The sequence below is a fragment of the Mammaliicoccus sciuri genome, from assembly GCF_002901825.1.
Taxonomy (GTDB): Bacteria; Bacillota; Bacilli; order Staphylococcales; family Staphylococcaceae; genus Mammaliicoccus; species Mammaliicoccus sciuri.
Genome location: NZ_PPQD01000018.1, coordinates 95,728 through 111,381 on the forward strand (window position 1 = coordinate 95,728; position 15,654 = coordinate 111,381).

12 protein-coding genes are annotated in these 15,654 nt (G+C 32.9%); 5 read left to right on the forward strand and 7 right to left on the reverse strand.

The window, feature by feature from the left end:
- A partial coding sequence (nrdI, locus tag CD035_RS04955) for a class Ib ribonucleoside-diphosphate reductase assembly flavoprotein NrdI (protein ID WP_103354205.1) occupies positions 1 to 384 on the reverse strand: 384 nt, incomplete at its 3' end.
- Positions 385 to 759: 375 nt separating this feature from the next.
- Between nrdI and CD035_RS04960 the strand changes: the two genes are divergently transcribed.
- From CD035_RS04960 to CD035_RS04975, 4 genes are all read left to right on the forward strand, one after another.
- Entirely contained in the window at positions 760 to 1,644 is an 885-nt protein-coding gene (locus CD035_RS04960; protein WP_048539939.1) for a DMT family transporter, read from the forward strand.
- Positions 1,644 to 2,144, forward strand: a complete 501-nt coding sequence (gene queF, locus CD035_RS04965; RefSeq protein ID WP_048539940.1) for a preQ(1) synthase — start codon at positions 1,644 to 1,646, stop codon at positions 2,142 to 2,144. Before CD035_RS04960 ends, queF begins: the two co-directional genes overlap by 1 nt.
- Positions 2,145 to 2,438: 294 nt before the next feature.
- Positions 2,439 to 3,953 carry a peptide MFS transporter gene (locus tag CD035_RS04970; RefSeq protein WP_048539941.1) on the forward strand — a complete coding sequence of 505 codons (1,515 nt, stop codon included), beginning with the start codon at positions 2,439 to 2,441 and terminating at the stop codon, positions 3,951 to 3,953.
- Between the two features lie 785 nt (positions 3,954 to 4,738).
- Positions 4,739 to 6,241 (forward strand): peptide MFS transporter, encoded by a 1,503-nt coding sequence (locus CD035_RS04975; protein WP_048539942.1) that lies wholly within the window; start codon positions 4,739 to 4,741, stop codon positions 6,239 to 6,241.
- Between the two features lie 39 nt (positions 6,242 to 6,280).
- Here CD035_RS04975 and CD035_RS04980 read toward each other — a convergent pair whose 3' ends face one another.
- The 6 genes from CD035_RS04980 to CD035_RS05005 form a co-directional block, all read right to left on the reverse strand.
- Positions 6,281 to 6,862: a 5' nucleotidase, NT5C type gene (locus tag CD035_RS04980; protein ID WP_048539943.1), complete on the reverse strand. Its 582-nt coding sequence runs from the start codon at positions 6,860 to 6,862 to the stop codon at positions 6,281 to 6,283.
- 64 nt (positions 6,863 to 6,926) lie between these two features.
- Complete coding sequence (gene hisC, locus CD035_RS04985) at positions 6,927 to 7,994, reverse strand: histidinol-phosphate transaminase (protein WP_048539944.1); 1,068 nt, start codon at positions 7,992 to 7,994, stop codon at positions 6,927 to 6,929.
- A 102-nt stretch (positions 7,995 to 8,096) separates the two neighbouring features.
- Positions 8,097 to 9,611 (reverse strand): ABC transporter permease/substrate-binding protein, encoded by a 1,515-nt coding sequence (locus CD035_RS04990; RefSeq protein WP_048539945.1) that lies wholly within the window; start codon positions 9,609 to 9,611, stop codon positions 8,097 to 8,099.
- Positions 9,608 to 10,570 (reverse strand): ABC transporter ATP-binding protein, encoded by a 963-nt coding sequence (locus tag CD035_RS04995; protein WP_048539946.1) that lies wholly within the window; start codon positions 10,568 to 10,570, stop codon positions 9,608 to 9,610. Before CD035_RS04995 ends, CD035_RS04990 begins: the two co-directional genes overlap by 4 nt.
- Positions 10,571 to 10,659: 89 nt before the next feature.
- Positions 10,660 to 12,438, reverse strand: coding sequence for a DNA helicase RecQ (recQ, locus tag CD035_RS05000; protein ID WP_048539947.1), 1,779 nt, complete (start codon positions 12,436 to 12,438; stop codon positions 10,660 to 10,662).
- Between the two features lie 22 nt (positions 12,439 to 12,460).
- Positions 12,461 to 14,332: an ABC-F family ATP-binding cassette domain-containing protein gene (locus tag CD035_RS05005; protein ID WP_048539948.1), complete on the reverse strand. Its 1,872-nt coding sequence runs from the start codon at positions 14,330 to 14,332 to the stop codon at positions 12,461 to 12,463.
- Between the two features lie 85 nt (positions 14,333 to 14,417).
- On the opposite strand from CD035_RS05005, the gene CD035_RS05010 reads away from it, so the two are divergent.
- The gene (locus CD035_RS05010) at positions 14,418 to 15,233 is read left to right on the forward strand and encodes a ZIP family metal transporter (protein ID WP_048539949.1); all 816 of its coding nucleotides are present in this window, start codon (positions 14,418 to 14,420) and stop codon (positions 15,231 to 15,233) included.
- Positions 15,234 to 15,654: the final 421 nt, after the last annotated feature.

The window sequence follows — 15,654 nt, forward strand, 5'->3', positions numbered from 1 at the left end:
TTTTGTTTGTTTATCATTTTCATAGAGATTAACCACCTTTTCTTTAAATTCATCTGCTATTGCTTGGTTACCGTGTAACTCAAATTTCATCAATAAAGGGACATGATATTGATTCGCGATTTCTTCACTAGCTTTCGCGAAATTCTGTCCCCAATTTCTATTTCCACTACCTGCTACTGCTTTAAGATTATGATGATTCACTTTCAAAAAATCTTGTACAGTATCAGGTACTTGGCCAAATCCAATTGTACCTGTAACCATTATAAATGGTTCATTTATTTCATTTGTCTTGTTTGCCTCAGTGAGAGCCATTGTGTCAGACAACCCTGCTCTCTGTATGAACCGTCGTACATTACCAGTTAAAGAGTAATAAATTATCTTCATAAACTTTCACCTACCACATGTAAATGCCTATGCAACTGTATAAATGAAATAAAAAATACAAAAAAATGAACACTTTATTCATTTTTATTTCAAATGCACAAAACACAAGATATAGTGTTACGTTTTATAAGCACATACTATATTATGTGATTCATTATAACACTTTAAATGATTCATAACACTTATAATACCTTATTATTTTTAAAAAAATAGGGTTGACTTTCTCCCTATTTCGACTAAGCGTTGCTATATCAACATTTGAAAATTACTTTCATAAAAATTTTTTTGTTAAAAACAATCACTGAATAAGTCATATACTTTTTAAAGTGAATTATGATAATATATGTTCATTGATAAAAAATAGAAGGTGTTTACATGAATTCCACAGTAAAAGGAATAATTGCAATACTCATTTCTTCGATTGGTTTTAGTTTAATGGCAGTATTCTTCAGATTATCTGGTGACTTACCAGTTTTCCAAAAATCACTTTTTAGAAATCTCATCGCGATGATTGTACCTATTTACTTTGTCATGAAGTATAGAGCACCATTTTTCGGTAAATTAGAAAATCAACCGTTACTCATTTTACGCTCTACACTTGGACTTATTGGTGTATTACTCAATATTTATGCGATTGATCACATGGTATTAAGTGATGCGGATATGTTAATGAAATTAAACCCATTCTGGACTATACTACTTTGTGCGTTATTTTTAAATGAAAAAGCACGCAAATATCAAGTAATTGCAATGGTTGTAGCGATTCTTGGTGCATTGTTTATCATTAAGCCAACATTTGATTCAGATATGATGCCAGCAGTTATTGGTTTATTATCTGGAATTTTTGCTGCAGGTGCTTATACTGCACTACGACCTTTAGGACAACGTGAAAAATCATATACAACAGTATTTTACTTTTCATTCTTTTCTACGGTTGCATTAATACCGTTTGTCATATTTACATATGAACCAATGACACTTTCACAAGTCATCATATTATTATTATCAGGTGTCTTTGCAACAGTTGGTCAATTTGGTATTACAATTGCATATAGTTTCGCAGCAGCAAAAGATATTTCAATATTTGTATATGCATCTGTAATATTCAGTGCAATACTCGGTTTCATCTTATTTAAAGAAGTACCAGATTTACTCAGTTATCTAGGATACATTATTATATTCTTAGCAGGCTATTATATGTTCAAGAAAGCCCAAAGAAACCCAAAACCTAAGGAAGCAATTAATAAAGGAGAATCATAATGTCAGAGGGAAGAAACAAAGACGATTTAAAAGATATTACGTTATTAGGGAATCAAAATAATCAATATTATGATCAATACAAACCAGAAGTATTAGAAGTGTTCGACAATAAACATCAAGGTAGAGATTATTTTGTTAAATTCAATTGTCCAGAATTCACTTCATTATGTCCTATTACTGGACAACCTGATTTTGCGACAATTTATATTTCTTATATTCCAAACGTCAAAATGGTAGAATCTAAATCATTAAAATTATACTTATTCAGTTTTAGAAACCATGGTGATTTTCACGAAGATTGTATGAATGTTATCATGAATGATTTAATAGAATTAATGGACCCCCATTATATAGAAGTTTTAGGTAAATTCACACCACGTGGCGGCATTTCTATAGATCCTTATACAAACTACGGAAGACCAGATTCTAAATACGAAAAAATGGCAGAGTATCGTATGATGAACCACGATTTATACCCTGAAAATATAGACAACAGATAAGCATATAATATATAGCCGAGTCTTATTCAACATGACTCGGCTATTAATATACATAAATTTCACATTTCAAAACATATTACTCACCAAAAAAGAAAACGCTTACAAATTTAAAAATTTGTTCACATTTATCTTAAGCCTTGCCACTATTGACGCTAGTATTTTTAATAGTCATTATTGTATGAATATTGTTAATCTTTAACTTGTGTTTATTTTGTGAAAGCATTACAATTTAACATGTGCTAATTTTAAGTACATCTAAAAATGAATACAGTTTATTATGAGGGGAAGTAAAAAATGGGTAACAAACATTATACTAAAGAGGAAATTATCCAAAGTACGCCACGTACAGGTTTCTTTGGTCATCCTAAAGGCTTGGCTACACTATTCCTTACCGAATTCTGGGAAAGATTTAGTTATTATGGAATGAAGGCTATTCTTGCCTACTACATTTACTATTCAGTAGCAAAAGGCGGCTTTGGTATTGATCAAGGTTTAGCACTACAAATCGTCTCAATCTACGGTGCACTTGTTTATATGAGTGGTGTTATCGGTGGATGGATTGCTGATAGAATTACTGGTACACGCCATGCATTATTCTACGGTGGAATACTCATCATGATTGGTCATATCTTATTATCATTACCAAATAATTTTACATTGCTATTAATCGCGCTATTGTTCTTAATTATTGGTACAGGATTATTGAAACCAAACATTTCTTCTACAGTAGGTTTATTATATGAAAAGAATGACCCAAGAATGGATTCAGCATTTACTATTTTCTATATGTCAATCAACTTAGGTGCTTTAATTTCACCATTATTAATCGGTTGGTTACAAGTAAACGTAGGCTTCCATGCTGGTTTTGCAGTAGCAGCAGTTGGAATGTTCATCGGTTTAATCATTTATTTCATAACAAACAAGAAATATTTAGGTTTAGCGGGTGTTGAAGTACCTGATCCATTATCATCTTCTGAAAAGAAAAAAATGGTCAAAATTGTTGGTATCACTGTCGTAATTATCGCAATCGTTTGTTTCATCCTTAGTCTATTCGGTCAATTAACATTGCCTAATTTCGCAAACTTTATTTCAGTACTTGGTGTTGTTCTACCAATTTACTATTTCGTGAAAATTTCATTAAGTAAAAAGACTGAAGATTATGAACGTACACGTGTATATGCATATATACCATTATTCATTGCAGCAGTAGCATTCTGGATGATTCAAGAGCAAGGTTCTACAGTATTAGCACAATTCGCAGATACTAAGACACAATTAAGCATGGCTAAATTAACAGGTGGCGCAATTGATTTTAATATACCAGCAGCATGGTTCCAATCACTTAACCCATTCTTCATTATTATTTTAGCGCCATTGTTCTCAGTATTATGGGTTAAATTAGGTAAATTCAACCCACCTACTGTTTATAAATTTGCTATAGGTGTATTCTTAGCAGGACTTTCATATATTATTATGGTCGTTCCGTTATCAGACACATCAACTTTAATTAACCCAGTTTGGTTATTCGCAAGTTTCTTATTAGTAACACTAGGTGAACTTTGTATATCACCAATCGCATTATCAACAACAACTAAATTAGCACCAAAAGCATTTACAGCTCAAATGATGAGTGTTTGGTTCTTATCAAATGCTATGGCTCAAGGTTTGAATGCTCAAATGGTAAAAATTTATACAAGTATTAGTTCAAATGATTATTTCTTATACTCAGGTATATTCGCAATCATCATTTCAATCATCTTACTTGTAGCAAGTCCAAAAATTAAAACATTAATGGCCGGCGTAAAATAAGATCTAGCCATTTAACAGGTAAGGGCAACAAGTTGCCCTTACCTTTTTTAGTATCAGGAAAGTTCTGATTGCTGGGAGTTAGCATACTGTAACTTCCATTATTTCGAATTCTGGTAATTAGAATCCGCTAACTTCCATTATTTCGAATTCTGGTAATTAGAATGTGCTCAATAAGAGATATTTCTCGGAATTATGTCCCTAACAGCACCTCTTACGGACTTTTCTCGGAATTATGTCCCTAACAGCACCTCTTACGGACATTTCTCGGAATTATGTCCCTAACGACACCTCTTACGGACACTTCTCGGAATTCTGTCCCTAACTGTACCTCTTACGGACTTTTCTCGGAATTATGTCCCTAACAGCACCTCTTATGGACATTTCTCGGAATTCTGTCCCTAACTGCACCTCTTACGGACTTTTCTCGGAATTCTGTCCCTAACTGCACCTCTTACGGACATTTCTCGGAATTCTGTCCCTAACAATACCTCTTACGGACTTTTCTCAGAATTATGTCCCTAACTGCACCTCTTACGGACATTTCTCGGAATTCTGTCCCTAATACCAACATCAAGAGCCCTGCTTCACTCTTATCACACAACAATACGAGTTACACAATTAACTAATATGTGTAAAAATACTTTTTAATGATATATTAATTATTTTAGAATATTCACAATATTAGAACTTATTAAAATTTTATTGAATTTACTAACATATAGGGTTAAAATGTTCTTTAAACTTACCTGACAATCGGGGGAAGTTTAGAAAGGAAGCGATTTTTTATGGGCAAAATGACGCGAGAGGAAATGGTTGAAACTGTCCCTCAACATGGATTTTTTGGACATCCTCGCGGCCTAGGTATATTGTTCTTTGTAGAATTCTGGGAACGTTTTAGTTATTATGGGATGCGTGCAATTTTACTGTATTATTTATACTTTACTGTCAGCCAAGGCGGACTAGGTTTAGATAAAATTACAGCTCAACAAATTATGGCCATGTATGGTTCATTAATATTTATGACAGGTATATTAGGTGGTTGGGTAGCTGATAGATTACTTGGCTCTCGTAGATCATTAATGTACGGTGCAGTACTTATTATGCTAGGTCATTTAGTGTTATCTTTACCGTTTGGTTTAGGTGCATTTCTTATTTCTATGATATTAATCATTGTAGGTTCGGGACTTATGAAACCTAACATTTCAAATGTTGTAGGTGGTTTATATCATAAGAATGATAATAGATTAGATGCAGGTTTTGTTATCTTTTATATGTCAGTTAATATGGGTGCTTTATTATCACCACTTATTATCGACAAAGTACGTGTAAGCGTTGGTTTCCACCAAGGATTCTCAATCGCAGCTTTCGGTATGCTTTTAGCTTTAGTAGCATACATTCTATTCCAAAAAAGAAGTCTTGGGGAAGTTGAAAATTATCCTTCTAACCCACTCAATCATAAAGAAAAAGTTAAATACGCTAAAATGTTTACATATAGTGCAATAGGTATTGTTATTCTTTTAGCTATTTTATATTTAACAGGTTATCTTACATTTAATTCAATCAGTTTAATCGTTTTAATTATCGGTATCGTTATACCATTTGTATACTGGACAATTATGTATAGAAGCCCTGATATAGATCAAACAGAAAAATCAAGATTACTTGCGTATGTACCATTGTTCTTAGCTTCTGTTTTATTCTGGAGTATTCAAGAACAAGGATCAAACGTACTTGGTGTATTCGCGCAAGAACATACACAATTAGATTTAAATGCATATGGTATTAATTTCGTGATACCAGCAGGTTGGTTCCAATCCATTAACCCAATCTTCATTGTTCTATTTGCACCAGTTATTTCATTCTTGTGGCAAAAATTAGGTAAATACAATCCTTCTACACCACTTAAATTTGTAATTGGCTTAGCATTCGCTGGTATTTCATTTATTGCTATGATGATTGCAATGATGATGCAACAAGCTGAACTGATGAATCCAATTTGGTTAGTATTAAGCTTCTTCCTATGTGTTATTGGGGAATTATGTTTATCACCTACTGGATCAAGTGTTTCCGTTAAACTTGCACCAAAAGCCTTTTCAGCACAAATGCTTAGTCTTTGGTTCTTAACGAATGCAACAGCACAAGGTATTAACGGACAATTAGTTAAACTGATCGAGCCGTTAGGACAACAGAACTACTTTGGCTTAATCGGCGCAATCGCAATTGTCGTTTCACTTATTGTATTATCAATGACGCCAAAAATTAAAAAACTTATGCAAGGCATACATTAAAGTAAAAGACATCAGCTTCCCAAGCTGATGTCTTTTACTTTATTTATATGATTCTGATAAAGATTCTTGTTGTTTATTATATTCCCCGTTTTCACCAAAGAAATATGCTTCTACTTCTTTCCAGTTTTGAACTTTTGGCCATTTATCAATATCAATATTATGATCTGCTGCATACATAATAGAATGATTATTGAAGCTTTCTAGTTGTTTAGGATTATCATCAATTAAATAATCTGTATTGACGATACCTTTATCTCCACAAAATACAAAGTGTTGAGGGTCTAAGAATGGCATATGTTCTCTTAGCCAAGCGTATTTATCAGCAAATGATGTTGGTACGTCCATTGCTGCTGTAACAATATATACGTCATAGTATTCATTTAACTTCTGTACAACTTCCACAGCGTCTGGAAATACTTCTAAGTCTCTAAAAAATCCATCTTCTCTTAAAATACTTGTCAAAATACCTTGATGTTCAGGCATCATATTACGGATTTTAGTACCTTTAAGTTCTTCCATAGTAACATTAGAAGAAGTTTCTTCATTGTAACGTCTTAAAAGTTTTTTTATTGTGTCAGCTAGCACTTCATCCATATCGATACCAATTGTTTGCTTCGTCATTATACCTTCTCCTTTATATATCAATGTCTACTAGTATACCAAAGAACGCAATGCCTTTCCTTTATTACGAACTGTGTGTTTTAAAGAATTCTTCTAATACTTGTAACATCTTATCGTTATGTTCACTAAAGCCCATCGTAATACGTACACCATTTGGGAATGGTCTTGTGATAAAGCCTTCTTTTATTAAATAATCATATAATACTTGAGGTTCGTCTGTATTAACGTATATAAAGTTCGTTTGGCTATCGTAAATATGTTCTTTAAAAGGTGCATTTAAGAATTTCTCAATTTCATGACGATTCTTTGTTGTAATGTCTTTTAAGTATGCTTGATCTTTAATCGCGGCATCTGCTGCAACAGCTGAAAGTGATGTTACATTGAATGGTAATCTGACAATATCTAATTGGTCTAATAATGATTCATTAGCGATTGCATAACCAATACGTTGTGCTGCTAATCCATATGCTTTAGAAAGTGTACGTAAGACAACGACTTGATTATATTTTGAAAGCAATTCTAAGCTATTTGGCATGTCTTCAGCAACAGCAAATTCTATATATGCTTCATCTATTAAAACGATAATATCATCTGGTACTTTTTGAATAAATGCTTCTATTGCATCATGAGGCAAATATGTGCCTGTTGGGTTATTCGGATTACAAATCCAAATCAGTTTCGTTTTATCTGTAATTTGTTCATACATTGCATCTAAATCAAAATATCCATCTTTAATTGGTGTTGTTTTAACTTGAGCACTTTCAATAATGGCATGATGTCTATACTGTCCAAATGTCATGTCACTCGTTAAAATTTCATCATCTTTTTCAAGAACTGCTCTTGAAATAATCATAATCACTTCATCTAAACCTGAACCAAAGAATATTTGTTCTTTTTTCACATTGAGAAATGTACTTAATGTTTCTTTCACTTCAAATTGTTTCACTTCTGGATAGTAGAATAATTTATCTAAATTAGCTTTGATTGCTTCTTTAACATTTGGTGAAGGACCATATAAATTCTCATTTGAAGCAAGTTTGACCATGTCTCCATCTATGCCGTATTTTTCTTTTAATTGTCTCGGAGATAACCCCGGTTGGTATGCTTGTAATTCACTTAATTGTTGCTTCATTTTTAGACCTCCAAGTTGAATTATAAAAACGGTAAACCGAAATTTACCGTTTGTTAATTTATTAGTATTATAGACCTAATCATTTTCATAAATCAATGGTATTTAATCGATCAAGTCATTCTTCTGTAAATATTCTTTCGCGACTTGATAAGCATCTTCATCCTTGATTGTCACTCTATAATTCATTTCTTGCATTTCTTCATCAGATATTTTGCCTTTTAGTTTATTCATAGCTTTCACTACATCTGGATGCTCTTTAATTGTTTCTTTTTTCATAAGTGGTGCACCTTGGTATGGTGGGAATAATTTTTTGTCATCTTCCAATACAACCATGCCATATTCTTTAAGCTCAGCATCTGTTGAATATGCATCGATTAAATCAATATCATTACTTTCAAGTGCTTGATATCTTAATTTAGGTTCCATAGTTTTAACATCTTTAAAGTTTAAATCATATTTCTTTTGAATACCTTTGTAACCATCTTCACGGTCATTAAACTCTAAAGTGAAACCAGGTCGAATTTCATCTTCTACCTTACTTAAATCTGAAATAGTTTTAATATTATGTTTTTCAGCATATTCTTTTTTAACTGCTAAAGCATACGTATTATTATATTTCATCGGTTCAAGCAATTGCATATCAAATTTTTTATCAAGACTATTATTAGCTTGATTATATACTTCTTGTTCTGTTGTTGATTTCGGTGTTTCTTTCGTTAACTCACCTAGAACTGTACCTGTGAATTCTAAATATCCATCTATTTCGTCAGACTTTAATGCATTAAATAGGAAAGATGTCTTACCCATACCTGCTTTAACTTCTACAGTGTTGTCAGTTTCTTCTTCAATTAAAATCTTATACATATTTGTGATAACTTCTGGTTCAGATCCTAATTTACCTGCTAATGTGATTTTATCACCTTTTTGAGCAAATAAAGGTATCGTTACAGATAATAAGAATATGACTAATATTGTTCCAAGAATAATTAAAGACTTCTTGTATGAAATTCTTTCTAAAATTCTTAAAAATACATCAAAGAAAATTGCTAAAATAGCTGCAGGAATTGCCCCAAGTAATATAAGAGATGAATTATTTCTATCAATACCTAATAATATTAAATCCCCTAGACCACCAGCACCTATTAAAGCTGCTAATGTTGCTGTACCAATGATTAATACCATTGCTGTTCGAATACCAGCCATCATAACTGGCATTGCAAGTGGTAACTCAACTTTAGACAATCTTCTACCAGTCTTCATACCTATACCACGTGCCGCTTCAATCAATGAAGGATCAACTTCTTTAATACCAGTATATGTATTCCTTAATATTGGTAATAACGCGTATATAACAAGTGCAATAATTGCCGGTATTCGCCCTATACCAAATAGCGGAATCATTAAACCTAGTAAAGCAAGAGATGGTATTGTTTGTAATACAGCTGCGATGTTAATAATAACTTCGGCTAACTTTTTAGTCTTTGTCAGTAATATACCTAACGGAACTGCGATTACGACTGCAATTAAAAGTGCAATAAATGACAATTGAATATGTTCAATTAACGTTTCTAAAAGTTGCCCTTTACGGCTTGAAAGTGTTTCGATTAAGGCATTCATGAAGAAACACCTCTATTCTTTTCAGCTAAATAACTAAACACGTATTGTCTTGTCACAATATGGCTAGGTGATGCATTTTCTGAATCCATCACAATCGCTTCGTGTTCTGCTAATAATCCATATATGTCGTCAATCGTTTGTTCTGGTGAAACTTTAGGATATTGATCAATAGAATGCGTATTTACTTCTGAAATTGGTTGCGCAATATCTCCTAACTTCACTTGCTTTAATACATGCGCATCCACATTACCAATAAATGATTTTACGAAATCATTCTTAGGGCGATGAATAAAGTCTTCTGTCGTTCCAATTTGTTCCACATGTCCTTGATTCAATAAACAAATACGGTCTCCCATTTTCATTGCTTCTTCAATATCATGTGTTACAAAGACGATTGTTTTTTTAATTTGTGATTGAAGTTCGAGTAAATCATCTTGTAAATTCTTCCTGCTAATTGGATCTAGTGCACTAAATGGTTCATCCATTAAGACAACTGGCGGATCGGAAGCTAGTGCACGAATAACGCCAATACGTTGTTGTTGTCCTCCAGATAACTCACTTGGATACCTATCTCGATATGTTTCAGGATCTAAACCGACCATAGTTAGCAATTCATCTACTCTATTCGCAATATCTTTCTTTTTCCACTTCTTCATCTCTGGTACTTGTGCGATATTTTCTTTAATCGTCATATGCGGAAAAAGTGCTATTTGTTGGAGAACATACCCAATGTCCCATCGCATTTCCGCAACATCATATTCACTTATTGGTTTATCGTTAAAATATATAAATCCTTCTGATAAAGGTATTAACCTGTTGATCATTTTAAGTGTTGTAGTCTTTCCACACCCAGAAGGTCCTATAAGTACAAAAAATTCACCTTCATTAATATTAAAACTTACATTATCTACTGCTTTCTTATCCCCGTATATCTTTGAAACAGCTTCAAACTTAATCATTAATAGACACCACATTCCTCTTTTTTATCAATGCTAGAATTTCCTTTATATTATTTACCCTAATTCCACAATAAAATGCCTATTCTTTCTTAAATGGGTTGTTTATAATTTTTAATGGTTTCAATAAATATCGGACAATAGTGTTTCAATTTATAACTTCCAATACCGTCGATTAAAATCATTTCTTTTTTAGATTCAGGTAATCGTTTAGCAAATTGCTCTAAAATTTGGTCAGAGAATATAGAAAGCGGTGAAACTTCTAATTCTTTACTTAAATCTTTTCTAACTTCTATTAATCGATTAAACAATGATCTATCAACATCTGTAATCGTTTGAATATCAACGATTTCTTTCGGTTTAGATTTAAATGGTGTTGTCATAATTTCAACTTTTCCACGCAATACATCCATCGCTTCTTGATCAACACTTAATATTTCTTTATGTTCATTTAAATAGCCTTTATAACGTAATTCATCAAGCAAATGATGACATTCATTCGTCGTATAGTCTTTTAAAATACCATAAGTACTGAGTTCATCATATCCTAAAGACGTTATTTGAGGTGTTTGTTCTCCTCTTAATACTTGTATTATCATATTACGTTTTTCTTTTTGTTTTAATCTCGCGATACAACTTAATATTTTTTGTGCTTCAGTTGTCATGTTATATGATTTTTCTGATTGTAAACAACTAGAACATCTGCCACACTCTTCTAATTTTTCATCAGGATTAAAGTAATGAATCATCATCGCTTCTAAGCATTTAGTCGTCTTCGTATATTGAATCATTTGTCGAAGCTTTTCGCCTTGCTTTTCTTTGTATTCATCATCTGCAGAACTTGAAGAAATGAAGAATTTTTGAAGGTCTATATCACGGTCTGAGAATAATAAGATACATTCACTGTCTAACTGATCACGACCAGCTCGACCAGCCTCTTGATAATATGATTCGATATCTTGAGGCATATTATAATGAATCACGTATCTAACATTTGATTTATCGATTCCCATACCAAAAGCATTTGTTGCAATTGCTAATTTGATATCATCTTCAATAAATTTACGTTGTGCACGTTCTCGTTCATCTTTTGGTAGCCCTGCATGATACATCACATTTTTAATCTCTAAATCATCAAATGTTTCACTTAATTGTTCAACTTGTTTTCGAGTAGAACAATAAATAATACCTGATTGATTAATATTTTTCTTCACATAATCTTTAACAAAATTAAGTCTCTGATATGTATTGTTCACTTTAAAAGTTAAGTTCTCACGTTTAATAGACGTTTCAACAATATCACTTTCAGCAATTCCTAATTTTTGAGAGATATCTTCTTGTACTTCTTTAGTGGCTGTTGCTGTTAATGCCACCAATCTAAAATGATGAGGCAAGCTCATAACATGTGTAATCACTTCTTGATAACTTGGTCTAAAATCATGTCCCCACTTCGAAATACAATGTGCTTCATCAAATGCGATGAGCTGTACATTACATTTATTCAACATTTGTATAAATTGTGGTTGATTAAATCTTTCAGGTGCAATATATAGAAATTTCAACTGTCCTGAGACAAGTTCATTCTCTACTCTTTTTTTCTCTTTAGCTGTTAAAGTACTGTTTAAAAATTCAGCTTTGATTCCCATCGATCTCAAGCTATCAACTTGGTCTTTCATTAATGAAATCAATGGACTAATCACAATCGTTAATCCATCTAAATATAGACCCGGCACTTGATAACAAATCGATTTACCGCCACCTGTTGGCATAACACCTAAAGTGGGACGATGATCAATAACTTTATCAATAATTTCTTTCTGTCCATCTCTAAATTGTTGATATCCGAAATACTCTTTTAAAATATTTTGCATCTATATATACACCTCTATACGCTTATAATCTGTCTGATAAGGATGACCAACGCATATAATCTTCTTCATATTGCGTTTCAATTGATGTCTTTTCATTTGTGAGTTCATTTAATTTTTCATAATTTGTAGCATGTTCAACCATTTCTTGGTCGATTTCTTCTAATCTTGTTTCTATATATTCAATATTTTTCTCAAGTTGTTCTAGTTCACGCTTTTCTTTAAACGATAATCTTACAGAAGTCTTAGGTTTCGTTTCTGTTTTTTGAACTTCTTTATGTTGTTGTGTTGCTTTTTTCTCAATCTCTCTTTTATATTCTAAATAATCTTCAAATGTACCTAACATAGGTTCGATTTGCTTATCATGGATATACCAATATTTATTTGCCACTTTATTTAAGAAATATCTATCGTGACTTACCGTTATAACCGTTCCACCGAACTCATTAATATAAGCTTCTAATATTGTTAAAGTTTCAGTATCTAAATCGTTTGTTGGCTCATCAAGAATTAATACATTTGGTTCGTGAACTAATAGTTTTAGTAAATATAAACGTTTTTGTTCTCCACCTGATAATTTATTAATTTGAGTGCCATGCGTCTGACTTGGGAATAGAAATCTTTCTAACAACTGCGTTACAGATACAACTGTGCCATCTTTTTCTTTAGCAACTTCACTTTCTTCTCTTAAATAATCAATCATTCTCTTATCTGAAGTTAAACTTTCGTCTTGCTGTTTAAAATAAGCAATTTTCACAGTTTGACCTGTAATAAGATTACCTTCAAATGTTTGATCTAAGCCACTAATAATATTGAGTAATGTCGTTTTACCTGCGCCGTTTTCTCCAACAATACCAATTCTATCGCCTTTTTGAATAATCGTTGTAAAGTGTTCAAATAATTTTCTATCTCCAACAGATTTAGAAATATCGTCTAACTCAAATACTTGTTTACCGAGACGAGCATGCGCTAAATTCAAACTTGCTTCACCTTGTGTTTTTCTATTTGATAAATCTTCTTCTAACGTATTAAATCGTTGTATTCTTGCTTGTTGTTTCGTTGATCTAGCTTTAGCACCTTGTCTCATCCAATGCAATTCTTGTTTATACAGCGCTTTCTTTTTAACATGTTGTTGTGCTTCAATCTCTTCTTTTTCAGCTCTTGCTTCAATATACGCTTCATAATTACCTGGATAACTTGTAAGTTTACCATTTGAAAGTTCAACAATTCTTGTAGAAACTTGATTTAAGAAATGACGATCATGTGTAACAAACATGATTGTGTGGGGATATTGTTTAATATAGTTAACGAGCCATTCAATTCCTTCAATGTCTAAATGGTTTGTCGGTTCATCTAATAATAATAAATCTGGTTTACGTATTAATTCTTTTGCTAGTGCAACTCTTTTTTTCTGACCACCACTTAATGTAGCTATTTTTTTAAGATAGTCATTTATACCTAGTTTTGATAGAATAGTTTTAACGTCTGCACTGTAATCCCATGCATTTAATCGATCCATATCAGTTTGATATTTCATCATAAGATCTAAATCTTTAGATTCACCCGTCTGTTGATATTGATTTAAAGCATTTTCGTATTTAGAAATCACTTTCGTCAATTCAGTTTCGTTATTTAATACTTCATCGATTACAGTTAAAGATTCATCAAGTTTAGGCTTTTGGCTTGCATATGCAATTTGATATTGGTTAGGGTAAGATGTCTTCGCATCATAATCATCATCAATATTTGCAATAACTTTAAGCAAAGTACTTTTCCCTGTTCCATTGATTCCAACTAAACCAATGCGTTCTTTGTAAGAAATGGATAAATCTAAATCATCAAAAATAATTTTGTCACCATATTGCTTATTAAGTTTTTCAATTTTATATGCTTCCATGAATTAACATCCTTTAGTATTCTCAGTTTTCAATTAATATATTATACACTTTTTTTCACACAAAAGATATGAAGGAGCAAAAACTATGCAACAGATTTTTACAGAACTACCACCATACTTGCAAGCATTATTCGCAGGTATCATCACATGGCTGTTAACAGCATTCGGTGCATCGTTCGTTTACTTGTTCAAAAATATAGACACAAAGGTTATCAATACAATGCAAGGTTTCGCTGCAGGTGTCATGATTGCAGCTAGTTTTTGGTCTTTATTACAACCTTCTATAGAACAAAGTTCACATTCAGCAATGCCTTGGCTTCCAGCCGCAATCGGCTTTCTTTTAGGCGGATTGTTTATTAGACTACTAGACTTTGTCATACCCCATGCACACCAAAATGCAGTTGATAAAAGTCAGCGAGTAGAAGGACCTGACACTAAATTAGGCAAAAACACTTTGCTATTTTTAGCCATCACATTGCATAACATTCCAGAAGGTATGGCCATCGGTGTTGCTTTCGGTGGTGTTGCAACTGGAAACGAAGGTGCAACATTATTAGGCGCACTCGGATTAGCAATCGGTATCGGTATACAAAACATTCCAGAAGGCGCAGCACTATCTATGCCAATCCGTGCTTCAGGTTTATCAAGATGGAAGTCATTTAACTACGGTCAAGCATCAGCATTAGTTGAACCCGTATTCGCAATACTAGGCGCATTACTAGTTGTCATTGCTACACCAGTATTACCATATGCATTAGCATTCGCAGCCGGCGCAATGATATTTGTTGTTGTAGAAGAACTCATCCCCGAATCACAGTCAGGTAATAACACTGACTTAGCTACATTAGGATTAATGGGTGGATTCACAATAATGATGATATTAGATGTCGCTTTAGGATAGATATTATAGAAATCCCAATCGTGAGGACGATTGGGATTTTTTCATTGATTAATGTGTTGAGGGTTGGGGGTATGGGGGTATGGGCGTTGTGTAGATTGGGTGAATTAGAGATGTCGATGATTTTGGGAATGTCTTGGCTTTAGTTGGAGTTAAGCTAAGAGTTAGGTGATCTCTTGGCTTTATTCAGGCGTTAAGCCATGACTTGGGTGATCTCTTGGCTTTAGTTAGGCGTTAAGCCAGGACTTGGATGATTTCTTGGCTTTATTCAAGAGTTGAGACATGATTTGAGCCATCTCTTGGCTTTAGTTAGGCGTTAAGCCAGGACTTGGATGATCTCTTGGCTTTATTCAGGCGTTAAGCCAGGACTTGGGCTATCTCTTGGCTTTAGTTAGGCGTTAAGCCAGGACTTGGGCTATCTCTT

Coding starts and splice junctions, on each gene's coding strand:
- CD035_RS04960 (WP_048539939.1), top strand. CDS start 760: ATGAATTCCACAGTAAAAGGAATAATTGCAATACTCATTTCTTCGATT.
- queF (WP_048539940.1), top strand. CDS start 1,644: ATGTCAGAGGGAAGAAACAAAGACGATTTAAAAGATATTACGTTATTA.
- CD035_RS04970 (WP_048539941.1), top strand. CDS start 2,439: ATGGGTAACAAACATTATACTAAAGAGGAAATTATCCAAAGTACGCCA.
- CD035_RS04975 (WP_048539942.1), top strand. CDS start 4,739: ATGGGCAAAATGACGCGAGAGGAAATGGTTGAAACTGTCCCTCAACAT.
- CD035_RS04980 (WP_048539943.1), bottom strand. CDS start 6,862: ATGACGAAGCAAACAATTGGTATCGATATGGATGAAGTGCTAGCTGAC.
- hisC (WP_048539944.1), bottom strand. CDS start 7,994: ATGAAGCAACAATTAAGTGAATTACAAGCATACCAACCGGGGTTATCT.
- CD035_RS04990 (WP_048539945.1), bottom strand. CDS start 9,611: ATGAATGCCTTAATCGAAACACTTTCAAGCCGTAAAGGGCAACTTTTA.
- CD035_RS04995 (WP_048539946.1), bottom strand. CDS start 10,570: ATGATTAAGTTTGAAGCTGTTTCAAAGATATACGGGGATAAGAAAGCA.
- recQ (WP_048539947.1), bottom strand. CDS start 12,438: ATGCAAAATATTTTAAAAGAGTATTTCGGATATCAACAATTTAGAGAT.
- CD035_RS05005 (WP_048539948.1), bottom strand. CDS start 14,332: ATGGAAGCATATAAAATTGAAAAACTTAATAAGCAATATGGTGACAAA.
- CD035_RS05010 (WP_048539949.1), top strand. CDS start 14,418: ATGCAACAGATTTTTACAGAACTACCACCATACTTGCAAGCATTATTC.